12 protein-coding genes are annotated in these 13,250 nt (G+C 62.2%); 5 read left to right on the forward strand and 7 right to left on the reverse strand.

The window, feature by feature from the left end; translation table 11 throughout:
- Positions 1-2: 2 nt before the first annotated feature.
- Positions 3-989 (reverse strand): glycosyltransferase family 2 protein, encoded by a 987-nt coding sequence (locus tag K9B37_RS08660; protein WP_224312684.1) that lies wholly within the window; start codon positions 987-989, stop codon positions 3-5.
- A gap of 109 nt (positions 990-1,098) precedes the next feature.
- Here K9B37_RS08660 and K9B37_RS08665 point away from each other — a divergent pair, with 109 nt between their 5' ends.
- Positions 1,099-1,959 carry a ChbG/HpnK family deacetylase gene (locus K9B37_RS08665; protein WP_224312685.1) on the forward strand — a complete coding sequence of 287 codons (861 nt, stop codon included), beginning with the start codon at positions 1,099-1,101 and terminating at the stop codon, positions 1,957-1,959.
- Positions 1,960-2,015: 56 nt separating this feature from the next.
- On the opposite strand, the gene K9B37_RS08670 is transcribed toward K9B37_RS08665, so the two are convergent.
- On the reverse strand, positions 2,016-2,615 hold the full coding sequence (locus tag K9B37_RS08670; RefSeq protein ID WP_224312686.1) for a superoxide dismutase: 600 nt from the start codon (positions 2,613-2,615) through the stop codon (positions 2,016-2,018).
- Positions 2,616-2,789: 174 nt separating this feature from the next.
- Between K9B37_RS08670 and K9B37_RS08675 the strand changes: the two genes are divergently transcribed.
- The gene (locus K9B37_RS08675) at positions 2,790-3,791 is read left to right on the forward strand and encodes a hypothetical protein (protein WP_224312687.1); all 1,002 of its coding nucleotides are present in this window, start codon (positions 2,790-2,792) and stop codon (positions 3,789-3,791) included.
- On the opposite strand, the gene K9B37_RS08680 is transcribed toward K9B37_RS08675, so the two are convergent.
- From K9B37_RS08680 to K9B37_RS08690, 3 genes are all read right to left on the reverse strand, one after another.
- Positions 3,784-4,338: an isochorismatase family protein gene (locus tag K9B37_RS08680; protein WP_224312688.1), complete on the reverse strand. Its 555-nt coding sequence runs from the start codon at positions 4,336-4,338 to the stop codon at positions 3,784-3,786. The two genes, K9B37_RS08675 and K9B37_RS08680, sit on opposite strands and share 8 nt — an antisense overlap.
- Before the next feature lie 6 nt (positions 4,339-4,344).
- Positions 4,345-6,732, reverse strand: coding sequence for a PAS domain-containing protein (locus K9B37_RS08685; protein ID WP_224312689.1), 2,388 nt, complete (start codon positions 6,730-6,732; stop codon positions 4,345-4,347).
- Between the two features lie 106 nt (positions 6,733-6,838).
- Complete coding sequence (locus tag K9B37_RS08690) at positions 6,839-8,950, reverse strand: S9 family peptidase (protein WP_224312690.1); 2,112 nt, start codon at positions 8,948-8,950, stop codon at positions 6,839-6,841.
- Positions 8,951-9,381: 431 nt separating this feature from the next.
- Here K9B37_RS08690 and K9B37_RS08695 point away from each other — a divergent pair, with 431 nt between their 5' ends.
- Positions 9,382-9,810: a Ros/MucR family transcriptional regulator gene (locus K9B37_RS08695; protein WP_224312691.1), complete on the forward strand. Its 429-nt coding sequence runs from the start codon at positions 9,382-9,384 to the stop codon at positions 9,808-9,810.
- A 155-nt stretch (positions 9,811-9,965) separates the two neighbouring features.
- On the opposite strand, the gene ftrA is transcribed toward K9B37_RS08695, so the two are convergent.
- Positions 9,966-10,946: a transcriptional regulator FtrA gene (ftrA, locus tag K9B37_RS08700; protein WP_255616498.1), complete on the reverse strand. Its 981-nt coding sequence runs from the start codon at positions 10,944-10,946 to the stop codon at positions 9,966-9,968.
- Positions 10,947-11,043: 97 nt separating this feature from the next.
- Between ftrA and K9B37_RS08705 the strand changes: the two genes are divergently transcribed.
- Both K9B37_RS08705 and K9B37_RS08710 read left to right on the forward strand, forming a co-directional pair.
- On the forward strand, positions 11,044-11,481 hold the full coding sequence (locus tag K9B37_RS08705; protein ID WP_439651704.1) for a rhodanese-like domain-containing protein: 438 nt from the start codon (positions 11,044-11,046) through the stop codon (positions 11,479-11,481).
- Positions 11,482-11,647: 166 nt separating this feature from the next.
- Complete coding sequence (locus K9B37_RS08710; protein ID WP_224312693.1) at positions 11,648-12,619, forward strand: DUF6456 domain-containing protein; 972 nt, start codon at positions 11,648-11,650, stop codon at positions 12,617-12,619.
- A gap of 28 nt (positions 12,620-12,647) precedes the next feature.
- Here the strand turns inward: K9B37_RS08710 and K9B37_RS08715 are convergent, their stop codons facing one another.
- The gene (locus K9B37_RS08715) at positions 12,648-13,076 is read right to left on the reverse strand and encodes a SufE family protein (protein WP_224312694.1); all 429 of its coding nucleotides are present in this window, start codon (positions 13,074-13,076) and stop codon (positions 12,648-12,650) included.
- Positions 13,077-13,250: the final 174 nt, after the last annotated feature.

The following is a 13,250-nucleotide window of genomic DNA, read 5'->3' on the forward strand; positions in this document are numbered from 1 at the left end:
GCTCAGGCCCGGCGCAAGCGAGGATCGTCTTGGACGAGGCTCGAACTGACTTCCGCCGCGCCGCCGAGCCGCTCCTGCACCACATACAGGGGGCGCCGCTTCACCTCCGCGAAGATGCGACCGACATATTCGCCGATGATGCCGAGCGACATGAGCTGGATGCCCGAGAAGAACATGACCGAGACGATCAGGCTCGGAAAGCCCGGCAGGTCGGTACCGAAGAGGAGGGTGCGGACCAGGAAGTAGACGGCCGTCGCGATCGACATGAACGAGATCAGGAAGCCGAGATAGGTCCAGATACGCAAGGGCACCGTCGAGAAGGCGGCCATGCCGTCGAAGGCGAAGCGGAAGAGCTTGCGGAAGCTCCATTTCGTCGTTCCGTGCAGCCGCTCCTCCACCACGAAGGGTACGCCGGTGCTTTTGAAGCCGATCCAGGCATAGAGGCCCTTGGAGAAGCGCGCCTTTTCGCCGAGGCTGCGAAGCACCTCGACGCCTCTCTGGTCGATGAGGCGGAAATCGCCCGCGCCCTCCGGCAGGGGGATCTCGCCGAAGCGGGCGAAGAGCCGGTAGAACAGATGCGCAAAGCCGCGCTTCACCCGGGTCTCGTCGGAGCGGTCGGTGCGCTGGCCGTAGACCATGAGATTGCCTTCCTTCCAGCGCTCCACGAAGGTTTCGATCATCTCCGGCGGGTGCTGCAGGTCGGCATCCATGATCACCACGGCATCGCCGCGGGCGTGGTCGAGTCCGGCGGCAATGGCGATTTCCTTGCCGAAATTGCGGCTGAGCGACACCGCGCCGATGCGTGGTTCGTCGTGGTTCACGGTCCTGATCCGGGCAAGCGTGTCGTCCCGGCTGCCGTCATCGACGAAGATCACTTCCCAAAGGGAGGTGATCCTGTTCAGCACGGGCAGCAGTCGCGCACAGAGCGGCGCGATGTTCTCGCTCTCGTTATGGACGGGAATAATGACGCTGAGCTTCGGCGACGCCACAATGGTTCCTTTGGTCGGGACGTTTCTGGGACCGGGGCCGCATTGAGACCCGAGTTTCCTCTTTTCCTCAAGAGGAATAGGGTGCGGCAAAGCCGATTTTGAGGTGATAATGAGTCTGCAGCGCCACCTGGTGCTTTGCGCCGATGATTTCGGCATGACCGATGGGGTCAGCCGCGGGATCCTCGATCTCATGGAGCAGGGCCGGCTGTCGGCGACCAGCGTCATGACCAATATGCCGGGCTGGCGCCGCGCCGAGCAGGACCTGAGGCCCTATGCGGGCCGGATCGGAATCGGCCTCCACCTCAACCTCACTACCGGCACGCCGATCCAGCCGATGTCGCACGTGGCCCCCGGCGGCAGGTTCCAGCCCATCGGTGCCCTGATCTCGAATGCCTTTCGTGGGCGGCTCTCCGTCTCGGAGATCGCCGAGGAGATCCGGCGGCAGCTGGTGGCGTTCGAGGGGGTACACGAGGCGCCTCCGGATTTCGTGGACGGCCATCAGCATGTCCACGTGCTGCCGGTGATCCGCCAGGCGCTTTTCACGGTTTTGCAGGAGAAGGGTTATGCGGGCCGGGTTTGGCTCCGCGATCCGTCCGACCGGGTGACCTCGATCCTGCGCAGGCCCATCAGCCGCGGCAAGGCCCTGATCATCACAGCGCTCGCCAGAGGCTTCAGGGATCAGGCGCGTGCGGCGGGATTCGACACCAATGACGGCTTTTCAGGCTTCTCGCCCCTCGATCCCCAGACCGAAGTCCAGCGCCTTTTCGGAACGTCCCTTGCCAATCTGGGTCCGCGACCGGTCGTCATGTGCCACCCAGGCTACGTGGACGACGAATTGCGCAGCCTCGACCCGGCGGTCGAAAGCCGGCCGGCGGAGCTGGCCTATCTCCAGTCGGAGGCCTTCGGGGAGCTGCTGGAGGAGAGAGGTATCGTGCTGGCGCCTGCGCCGCAGGCAATGTTGCGTTCCTGAAACGCGAATGGCCGGACTAAGTCCGGCCATGACGTAACGCGATATGTGTCGTCGCCTTACCGCGACGCAGCCTCGAACATTTCCTCGACGTAAGCCCAGTTCACGAGGTTCTCCAGGAACGCCTTGAGGTAGTCGGGACGGCGGTTGCGGTAATCGATGTAGTAGGAATGCTCCCACACGTCGCAGCCCAGGATCGGCTTCGCGCCATGAACGAGCGGGTTCTCGCCGTTCGGGGTCTTCATGATCTGGATCTTGCCATCCTTGACGGCGAGCCAGGCCCAGCCGGAGCCGAACTGGCCGACGCCGGCCTGGATGAAGTCTTCCTTCATCTTGTCGACGGAGCCGAGATCCTCGACGATCTTCTTCTCCAGCTTGCCTGGCAGGGCGCCGCCGCCATTCGGCTTCATCCAGTGCCAGAAGTGGAGGTGATTGTAGTGCTGGCCGGCATTGTTGAAGAGCGCCTGGTTCTTGCCATAGGAGCCCTTCACGACCTCCTCGACGCTCTTGCCCTCGAACTCCGTTCCTTTGAGCAGGTTGTTGCCGGTGTTCACATAAGCGGCGTGATGCTTGTCGTGGTGGTATTCCAGCGTCTCGCGCGACATGTACGGCTGCAGGGCGTCATAGGCATAGGGCAGTTCGGGCAGGGTGAACGACATAGGCGTCTCCTTCGAGGTTTTAGCGGCCTGCGGGTTAGTTAAAGCGGCAGGGCCGCGAGGGCAACGGCCAAGCTTCCGACTTTTTTCCGGCCAAGCTTTCCTTGACGGGGCCGTTGCCCTATAAAATCCGGGCCTTACCTAATGAGAGATGGTGTTTTGCGTAACGGAGATAGGATGGTCATCGCCCTTTTCGCCTTGGCTCTTGCGATGATCGTCGGCGGCGTTTTCGCCGCGGTACTGGGTTGGGATATCGTTCTCGTCGAGCGTGGCTGGACCATGGTCATCGCAGGAAGCATCAGCGCCGCCAGCGGCGCGCTGCTCCTGGGCGTCGCCACGATCGTATCCCGGCTGTCGCATATCCAGGACGAATTGATGCGCCTCCAGTCCAATCTGGTGGAGGACGAGGAAACGCATGCCGCGCAGGCCGGAGCCGCCGCGGCCGGGATGTCGCTGGCGGCTCTCGCCGGCGGTCTGCTGGGTCGCTCCGCAGCCGAAAGGGCGCCTTCCGAGGCCGAACCGGCGAAGGACGAACAGCCGAGCCTGCCGCTCTTTTCCGAGACGGAGTCCGCAGCCGCCAAGGGTGCGCCCGCCGAGGCCGCGCTTTCGGAGGCCGAACCTGTTCTCTCGGCCCATGAGCATGAGGAGAGCGATCGGCTACGCTCCTATGAGCGGCCCGCGTTCAGAGGGCCGGAGATTGCGGCTCCGCCTCAGGTTTCCGAGGCCGCGCCCCCATCCCGGGAGGAGCCTGCCCCCGAGCCGGACGTTCGCGTTCCCGACTTCCTGATCGCGGAGCGCTCCTGGGAGACGCGCTACACCGAGGTTCAGCCGCCTGAGCCTGCGCGGCCGTTTGCGTTTCCCGAGCGTGAGCCGGAGCAGGCACCGGAGGAACGTGAGCCGGAACCTGACGTTGCGGAGGACGACGACGTTTTGCAGCGCGAGCCGGAAGCCCGCGAAGAGGTCATGAAGCCAGTCGAAGAGCGGGCCGAAGAGGCCGCTTCCGAACCGGCAGGCGCCCGAACGATCATTGGAAGCTACAATTCCGGCGACAACCGCTACGTGATGTTCTCAGATGGCTCCATCGAGGCCGAAACCCCGCAAGGGCTGTTCCGGTTCAAGTCGCTCGATGAACTCAAGGAGTTCATTTCCACCGGTCAGGGCGGCGTCAAGATCACTTAAGAAGCGCGGACAGGGCACGGAAATTGTCCGTGCCGGCTTCCTCCAGCCATTCGAAAATCGCCATCTCGCTCGTAATCCAATGACAACCCGCATGGAGCAACCGGGCGCAGGCCGCCGCGACGCTCGCCGGCGCACGGCTTGAGACGGCATCACCGACCACGTAGGTGTGCAATCCCGCCATGCGGAAGCCAAGTGCGGACTGAAGCACGCAGACATGGGCCTCGACGCCGCACAGCACGATCTGATCGCGGCCCTGGCCACGCAGCATCGTCACGCGCTCCATGATCGCGTCATCGCCGGCCGCCGAAAAGTGAACCTTAGGCAGAACGACCGAGGCCGTCGGGAGAGCATCCAGGACGGGCGTGACAGTGGGGCCAAGTCCTTTCGGATATTGCTCCGTGACCGTCACCGGTATGCCGAGACGCTCCGCGCCGCGCAGCAGAAGATTGACCCGGGGCATAAGATCCTCCCCATGATCGATCGCCGGCATGAGCCGTTGCTGCATATCGACGATCATCAGTTGCGAGCGGGTGGCGTTGAGGAGCATGACTGGTCAGGAATTCGAGTTGAAAGGCGGCGTCGCGTCCGGAATGGGCAAGGTCATGTGGAAGCGCAGGCCCGCTTCGTCATACTCCATCTGCACGTCCGCATTCAGCTGAGCGGTGAGCACGCGCTGCAACAGGCGCGTGCCGAATCCTTGGCGGTTCGGTTCGATCACGCGCGGCCCGCCGCGCTCGGTCCAGGAAAATGAAAGAATGGACTTGCCTTTTTGTTTCTCGACCGTCCATTTCACGTCGACCTGGCCGCCGAAAGCCGACAGCGCGCCGTGCTTGGCCGCATTCGTCGTGAGCTCGTGGAGTGCCATGCCGATCGGGACGGCGGCCTCGGACGGCAGCTCCACCGAAGGTCCCTCGACCGAGACTCGGTTCCGCGCCTCGTCCTCGTAAGGGCCGAGCTCCGTCCGGATCAGTTCCTCGAGCGACGCCTTCTGCCAGTAATCCTCGGTCAGAACGTTGTGAGTGCGCGCCAGCGACACGATGCGTCCAACGAAGCCCTGGTAGAATTCCTCGATGTTCGACGCGGTGCGCGCGGTCGAACCGACGATGGCCTGCACGGTCGCGAGCGTATTCTTGACCCGATGATGCAGCTCGCGGATCAGCAGTTGTTGCCGATGCTCCGCCTGCTTGTAGCGCGTGATGTCGAGGTTGACGCCGACCATGCGCAAGGGCTTGCCATCGGCATCGTAGAAGAAGAGCGCAAGCGTATCGATGTGGTGTGCGCTGCCGTCGGGTCGACGGATACGATAGGTGAGATTCACTTCCGGATCTCGGCGACCGAGTGCTTCCTGAATGAGCTTGTTCGTCGTTCCCAGATCCTCGGGGAACACGCGCTCTTCCCAGGCTGCAAAATCTCCCTTGAATGTGCCGCTCTCGACGCCGAACAGGCGCTCCTGTTCGGGAGTCCAGGTGACCTTGCCGGACGGAACATCCCAATCGAAGACACCGATGCCGGCCGCCCGCTGCGCGAGAGAGAGGCGCTCCTCGCTGATGCGAAGGGCTTTCTCCGTCTCCTTCAGGTCGTGGATGTCGACACTGGTACCAACCCAGCCGGTGAATTCGCCCTTGGCGTTGCGAACGGGTGCGGCCCGGATCAGGTGCCAGCGATAGACGCCGTCCGTCGACCTGTAGCGCGCCTCTGTCTCGTAGTGCGATTCCGTGCGGATGAGGTCCTCCACGTCTTCGACAATCTTTGCGAGATCGTCCGGATGAATCGCGTTCATCCAGCTTCGGCCGAGAGCCTGTTCCGCCGGAAGACCCGAATAGGCGACCCAGCGCTCATTCGTATAGGTGAGGTTGAGATCCGAGCGCAGGATCCACACCAGGGCCGGGAGCGATTCGGCGATGATCTCGAAACGAGCTTGGGTTTCACGCAGGCCGTTTTCTGCCCGTGCCTTTTCGATGGCGATCCATGTGCGTTTGGCAACGTCCTCGACGAGGGAAATATCCTCGTCAGTCCAAGCCTGAGGCTCGGATGAGCTGATGTAGAGAAGGGCCGTGAGCTTTCCCTGATTCAGAAGTGGCACGGTCATCATGGTCCGCACGTTCATGGTCGCGTAGAACGTCTGGATCGGCGGCTCGTCGAGTCGCGGATCGCCCTTGACGTCGGCAATGGCAATCGTGCGTCCTCGCTCCAGATCCTCGACGACCCAGGGCGGAAGATCGCTGAAGCGGTAGCTGCGCCCCTCGTTGCTGATCATGCCGCGCGACCACTCGCGCTCGACCATCACCACATCGCGCGTCTTATCGTATTCACCGTAGCCGACACTATCGACCTTGAGCAGCCTGCCGAGGCTCTGCGCTGTCGCTTCCATGATGTCGGAAGGATCCTGGAAGCTGCGGAGCTGATCGTTGAGTTTCAGGAGGAATTCCTGCCGGCGCTGCGCCTGCTGCGCCTCCTCGCGGATCCTATCGCGTTCGCTCAGATCCTGTGTGACGCCCACCATGCGAACCGGCTTGTCGCCCTCGTAATAGGCGCGGCCCTTGACGAGGATGCGGCCGATCCGGCCGTCCGGCCGCAGAACCCGGTGCTCGATATGGTAGTCGGTCTTGGTGGCAAGCGCATAAGCGACCGCCTGCTCGATACGCTCCACGTCGGCGGGATGCTGAAGTCTGCGCAACCGGTCAAGGGTGAGAGCCTCGTCCGAAGCCAGTCCGAGATGCGCCTTGCAGGCGGCATTCGCCACCATCTCATCGGTGATGAGGTCTCGCTCCCAGGAGCCGAACCTGCCCAGGTCGAGCGCCAGGCGCAGCTTGCCGCTGGTACGGCGAAGGGTGCTTTCGGATTCTTTCAGCCGCTTTTCGAGCTCGGCAATACGCTGTTCCGTCTCGTCGTCGAGAGAGACGGCACCCTGAAGGGTGGATTGGCTGCCTGGCCCGGTCATGAACGTCCGCTTTCACTCTTTCGTTGGCGCAATATCCCGAAGCGGGGGCTTCGGGATATTGCGCCACCCTCATCCTTATACCACGGAAAATGTTAGGGAGTTCCACTTAGTCGTGGAATCCTTCGACGCACATGATGGCGAAGGTGTAGGCCAGGGCCACTTCCTCCAGCCGGTCGAAGCGGCCGGCAGCTCCGCCATGCCCGGCCTCCATGTTAAGCTTGAGCACGATCGGCCCTCCGCCCGTCATGGTTGCGCGCAGCTTCGCCACCCATTTGGCCGGCTCCCAATAGGTCACCCGCGGATCCGTAAGCCCGGCGAGAGACAGGATTGCTGGATAGGCCTGCGGCTTCACGTTGTCATAGGGCGAGTACGAAAGGATGGTGCGGAAGGCAGCCTCGTCGGCGCCGGGATTGCCCCATTCCGGCCATTCCGGAGGCGTCAGCGGCAGATCCGCGTCCAGCATCGTGTTGAGCACGTCGACGAAAGGCACTTCGGCGACGATGCCGGCGAAGAGATCCGGCGCCATGTTGGCGACCGCTCCCATGAGCATGCCGCCCGCGCTTCCTCCATGCGCGACGATGCGCCCGCGTGACGTATATCCGGCCGCGATCAGCGCTTCGCCGGCGGCGATGAAGTCGGTGAAAGTGTTGATCTTGTGCTCGCGCTTGCCGTCCAGATACCAGTGCCAGCCCTTCTCCGTGCCGCCGCGGATATGGGCGATGGCGTAGACGAAGCCGCGATCGACCAGGGACAGGATGTTGGTGCGGAAACCCGCCGGCATGGACACGCCATAGGAGCCGTAGCCGTAAAGCATCAGCGGCGCTGAACCGTTGAGATGAACCTCCCGGCGATGGACGATCGAGACCGGTACCTGTTCCCCATCGGGTGCCGTCGCCATCAGGCGATGCGTCACGTAATCATCCGGATTGTGGCCGCTCGGGACCTCCTGGCGCTTGCGCAAGGTCCGGCTCTTCGTCCGCAGGTCGTAGTCGATCACCTCGCCCGGCGTCTTGAGCGAGGAATAGCGGAAGCGGATGACATCCGTGTCGAACTCGTATCCCGGGTCGGCGCCGAGCGAATAGGTGTCCTCGGGAAATGCAATGGTCTCCTCCCAGCCACTCGCAATTTCGCGCAGCACGATACGCGGCTTGGCATCTTCGCGCTCAAGGCGCACGAGGTGGCGCGCCAGGGCCACTACGAAGAGGATCATGATGCCTGGCCGGTACGGCACCAGATCGCGCCAGTGGGCGCGCTGCGGCGTGGCGACCGGGGCCGTGACGATCTTGAAATCCTCCGCTCCATCCGCATTGGTGAGGATGATCAGATCACTGCCGTGATGCTCGACATCGTACTGCAGGCGCGGCGTGCGTTTTTCGACGAGACGGGGTTGTGCGGCGGGATCCGCTCGGTCAAGCAGCCAGACTTCCGAGGTTTCATGGTCGCTGGCCTCGATCAGCACGAAGGCGTTCGACTGCGTCGCGCCGACTTTGACGAAGAAGCCGGGATCCTCCTCCTCATAGATGACTTCGTCGCGATCGGGGTTCGCGCCCAGGATATGGCGTCGGACCCGCACCGGGCGGTGGTTGTCATCGAGCTCGACATAAAAGAACCCTGACGAGTCGCCGATCCAAACGACGTCTCCCGATGTGCGATCGATCACATCGGATAAGTCTTGCCCGGTCGTAAGGTCTCGCACGCGAATCGTGAAGTATTCGGAGCCTTTGATGTCGGCAGACCAGGCCATCAGCCGATGATCGGGCGAATGATCGGCGCCGCCGAGATCGAAGAAGGCGTACCCCTCGGCTTCCTTGTCGCCGTCGAGCATAATCGTCTCTGCCGCACCGTCGCGAGGCATGCGGCCGACGAGAGGATGCTGGCCGCCTTCACGATATCGTGTGAAGTAAGCATAGGCGCCGTCGGGTGCAGGGACGGACGAATCGTCTTCCTTGATTCGTCCGCGCATTTCGGCGACGAGCTGCTCCTGAAACTTTTCCGTCCCTTTGAAAACCTGCTCCGCATAGGCGTTCTCGCGCTCCAAGCATTTGCGGATTTCGGGAGGCAGCGCCTCAGGGTCTTTCAATACTTCTTTCCAGTTCTCGGCCTTGAGCCAAGCGTAATCGTCGCGAATGCGCGTTCCTTGAACCTCGTAATGGTGAGCTTTTGCCGGAATCGACGGAGCAGGCGGCAGCGGAGGAGGCGACAGACGTTCGCGTTTCATCGGGAGAGGTCCAAATCAGAAGGTATGCCAGAACAGCAAAGACATCTCTTACATAACTCAGATTTGCCGTTCCAGGTCCGTCAGAGCCCTCAAGGCAAAAGCCAAGCATTTCAAGAAAACGATTTCTAGCTACTTCTTCCGATCAGGAACATGCGAATTTTCTCATCCTGTTTACCTATGGTGATGGTTAAGACTTTTAACCGCACAGTTTTATTGTGCTTCGTAAGATGATATAAAGTTTTTTGGAAGATTTCCCGATGAACATCTTGTAATCGGAATGAAACTGGCATAGGTGGTCAATTGGGCACGATTTCTGTGCGATTACTAGTGCGGTTCAGAGTCGAAGCAAGCAACGTCTCTTGCCGAAACTGCCCAAATATATGCCTGCGTAAATATTGGGTAGAGACGGGACCGGAAAGGAAGAAAAGTACATGAGTGAAACAAGCGCAGCGTCCAACTATATTGAGCTGGCGGCGGATATCGTGTCGGCCTACGTGAGCAACAACTCGGTTCCCTCGGGTGAACTGCCCGCGCTGATCAACGAAATCCATTCCGCCCTGATTCGCGTCGGCGGAGGAGTCGCCGAGGCTCCGGTGGAGGCGCCGAAGCCGGCTGTCCCGCTGAAGAAGTCGGTCACGCCGGATTATATCGTGTGCCTGGAAGACGGGAAGAAGTTCAAGTCCCTGAAGCGTCATCTGCGTACGCAGTACAACATGACTCCGGAGCAGTATCGCGAGAAGTGGGGTCTCCCCGTGGACTATCCGATGGTTGCGCCGAACTATGCACGGGCCCGTTCCGAGCTTGCAAAGGAAATGGGCCTCGGCCAGCAGCGGCGTAAGCGTCGTTCTTCTCGCGGCTAGGGCATTTTCCGGCGAGGCGGATCGTTTCGTCGTCGAAAATGCAGCGCGCGACGACAAGAGATGGTTTCACGCAAGTGGAGGCATCTCCAAGATGTCCGAACAGATTGTAGAAGGCCGCTCAGAACCGGGCGGCCTTTTTCATAATGCGGTTCATGTCACGGGCGCGGTTCAGATGCGACCTGTCGCGCAAAACGTCTGCGATAGGCGCCCGGGCTCGTGCCGAGTTTTACTCGGAAATGGTGGCGCAAAGTGACGGCAGTACCAAAGCCGGTTGTGCTGGCAATATCGTCGATATTCGCATCGGAGGCTTCGAGAAGTTCACGAGCGCGTTGGAGCCGTTCCGCCAGCAGCCACTCCCCAGGCGGCATTCCCGTTGCCGCCTTGAAACGGCGCAGGAACGTGCGCGGACTCATGCCGACTTCCCCTGCGAGCATCGCGATGGATTGCTCTTGCGCGAGACGTTCGCGCATCCGGTCGAAGAGCGGACCAAGGCGCAAGCCTTCACGCGTCGGAGGAACAGGACGTTCAACGAACTGCGACTGCCCACCTTCGCGATGTGGCGGCACCACCAAACGTCGCGCAATGCGGTTGGCGATCTCCGGCCCGTAATCATGACGAACCACATGCAGGCAGAGATCGATGCCTGCGGCGCTGCCGGCCGATGTCAGCACCGAGCCTTCATCGACATAAAGGACATCGGGCTCGACGCGGATGTCAGGATAGGCTTCGGCGAGGATCTGCGCATAGCGCCAGTGCGTCGTCGCTCGCCGGCCTGATAGAAAACCGCCTGCCGCAAGGACGAAAACGCCGGAACAGATCGACATCAATCGCGCGCCGCGCTCATGCGCCCGCCTTAAGTAAGCGATCAATTCCGGTGGGACCGGTTCGGACAGAGCGCCGCGCCAGCCCGGCACGATGATGGTGTGTGCCTCATCGAGAAGATCGAGGCCGCCATCGGCGCTCACATGAAACCCGCCGATGGCGCGCAAGGGGCCGGGATCGACGGCGCAGACGGCGAAGCGATACCAGTCGGTTCCCATCTCCGGTCGCGGAAGACCGAAGACCTCGACTGCGATCCCGAACTCGAATGTGCACAGGCGGTCATAGGCGAGGGCGACGACGAGAGGATTTGGCATGATCTGATCGTACATTGGCAAAAGCGCCACTTCCCCACCATGCCCGGTCTGCGTCAATCTCGCCACGGTTTTCGCAAAGCCGGTTTTCCACAAGGAGATTCCCATGCCGACAAACGAGGTTACCGCCATTCGCGCTGCGCCTGCCGCCGAAGCCGCCGCTCATTTCGCGCGTCGTCTTTCTCTCGAAACCGATTGCTCGGACGTGCACGACGCCATGGCGAGCGACGCTCCCGGATTCGTGCTGCTCGACGTGCGCGGGCCCGGCGCCTATGCGCGAGCGCATGTGCCGGGAGCCGTAAACCTGCCGCATCGGGAGATCGGGCAGGAGAGGCTGGCGCAGTGGTCTGACGACACTCTGTTCGTCGTCTATTGCGCGGGGCCACACTGCAACGGTGCCGACAAGGGCGCATTGAAGCTGGCGTCGCTCGGTCGCTCCGTCAAACTCATGATCGGCGGCATGACGGGCTGGGCGGATGAGATGCTGCCGGTTGCGACCGGACCGTCGTCGGGAGGGCAGCGGCCCGATGCGGCCTGAGCCGAATTCCCAAGCAAACACGCCTGAAGCCGGACGTGAGGGATGGGCCTGGAGCCCATCCCCAGAATTATCCACAGTGCGCCGTTGCCTTGACAGGTAGGAATATGGGCTCACAATTCGGGGCGGAGGGACTCGTCCCTTCTTAATTTATTTCAAGGAACAAAACATGAACAAAAAGGATAATGATGGCATTGCAAAACATAAGGCCTTGCCTACCGCCTCGCCGGTCAAGTCGTCACGGCCCCGTCGCCGCAAGCAGAGTGGGGGCGGGACGACGGGCCATCTCGGCAATCTCGTCCTGCCGCGGCCGGCTCTGACCCGGGAGGCGAAGCGCCTGCTCGAGGCCCTCGGCCTGCCGGAGGCACAGGCTTTCGTCGATCCGACTGATGCCGCTGAGGTGATCCTGCGCAAGCGGCGCGCCGCCGTGACGGTGGGGGCAGGGCGATTTTCGCGCGAAGCGGCGGAGACCCTCGCCCGCCAGGACCTCGCCCGCTGGCAGGCAGGCGATGCGGGCACGGACGCGTTGCTCCTGACGGAGACGGGGCGCGCGCATTTGCGCCGCGCCGATGCACCGGAGCCGGACGTTCGGTTCTTCCACCAGCATCGGCATACGGAGGTCGTCGAGATCGAGACCGAAGGTGGACCGCATCGTGTGCGTGTGGATGCGGAGGAGAGCCCGCTCGATTGGCTGCGTCGGCGCAAGGGCCGGGACGGTAAACCTCTTATCGACGACGCGTCGTACCAGGCCGGCGAGCGGCTCCGGACCGATATCGTCCTGGCGGCGCTTCTGCCGGGTGTCGCGGCGCGCTGGGATGCCATGCCGCGAAGCGCCGGTCCGTCCGCGCCGGCCGACGCGACGGATCGCATGGTGGCCGCGCGGCAGCGCATCCGAAACGCCTTCGATGCCGTCGGTGCGGATTTCACCGACCTTTTGATGGATCTCTGCGGGTTTCTGAAAGGATTGGAGGTGATCGAACGGGAACGGCAATGGCCGCCGCGTTCCGGCAAGGTCGTGGTCCGGCTGGCGCTGGCGCGGTTAGCGGAGCATTACGGCATCGAAACGGCGGCGCAGGGCCCCGCCGCATCGCGCGGGATACGCACCTGGAAGGCTGTGGTGATCGAGGGCGGACGGACTTAAAGAATTTTTCAGGGAAGCGGAGCCGTTCTCAAGATGCGGCGAGCGCTTCCTGTGCGTCGTGGCGAATGCGTTCGACCATGGACCTGACGCCGTTGGAGCGTTGCGGCGTCAGGTGTTCGGCGAGGCCGAGATTCTTGAACAGCCCGAGGGCGTCGGTGCTCAGCGCTTCTGAGGCCGTCTTGCCATTGTAGAGGGAGATCAGAAGGGCGACCAGGCCACGTACGATATGGGCATCGCTGTCGCCGATCAGATGCAGGCGCGGCTCGCCCCGCGACCGGTCGCGATTCATCACCAGCCAGACCTGGCTGGCGCAGCCGCGCACCTTATTCGCGTCCACATGATCTTCCTCCGGCAGAGGCTCCATCATGCGGCCGAGCTCGATCAGATAGCGGTAGCGTTCGTCCCAGTCGTCCAGGAGTTCGAAGTTTGACACAATCTCGTCAATGGGCGGCAACATGGCATTCCGGTTCGCGATCTCTGCCCATCATATAAGGATGCAAGGGCCGTTTGGCGACCGGGTGCGACGAACCTCAGGGCTCATTGTTCAAAGCCGAAGATAACGGTTGCTGCGATGCATCGCCAATCCCTGAGCTTGGCAAGGAGGTTTTTCGGTCCTGTTGCGTCGGCGAGA

The sequence above is a fragment of the Microvirga puerhi genome, from assembly GCF_020089865.1.
Classification (GTDB): domain Bacteria; phylum Pseudomonadota; class Alphaproteobacteria; order Rhizobiales; family Beijerinckiaceae; genus Microvirga; species Microvirga puerhi.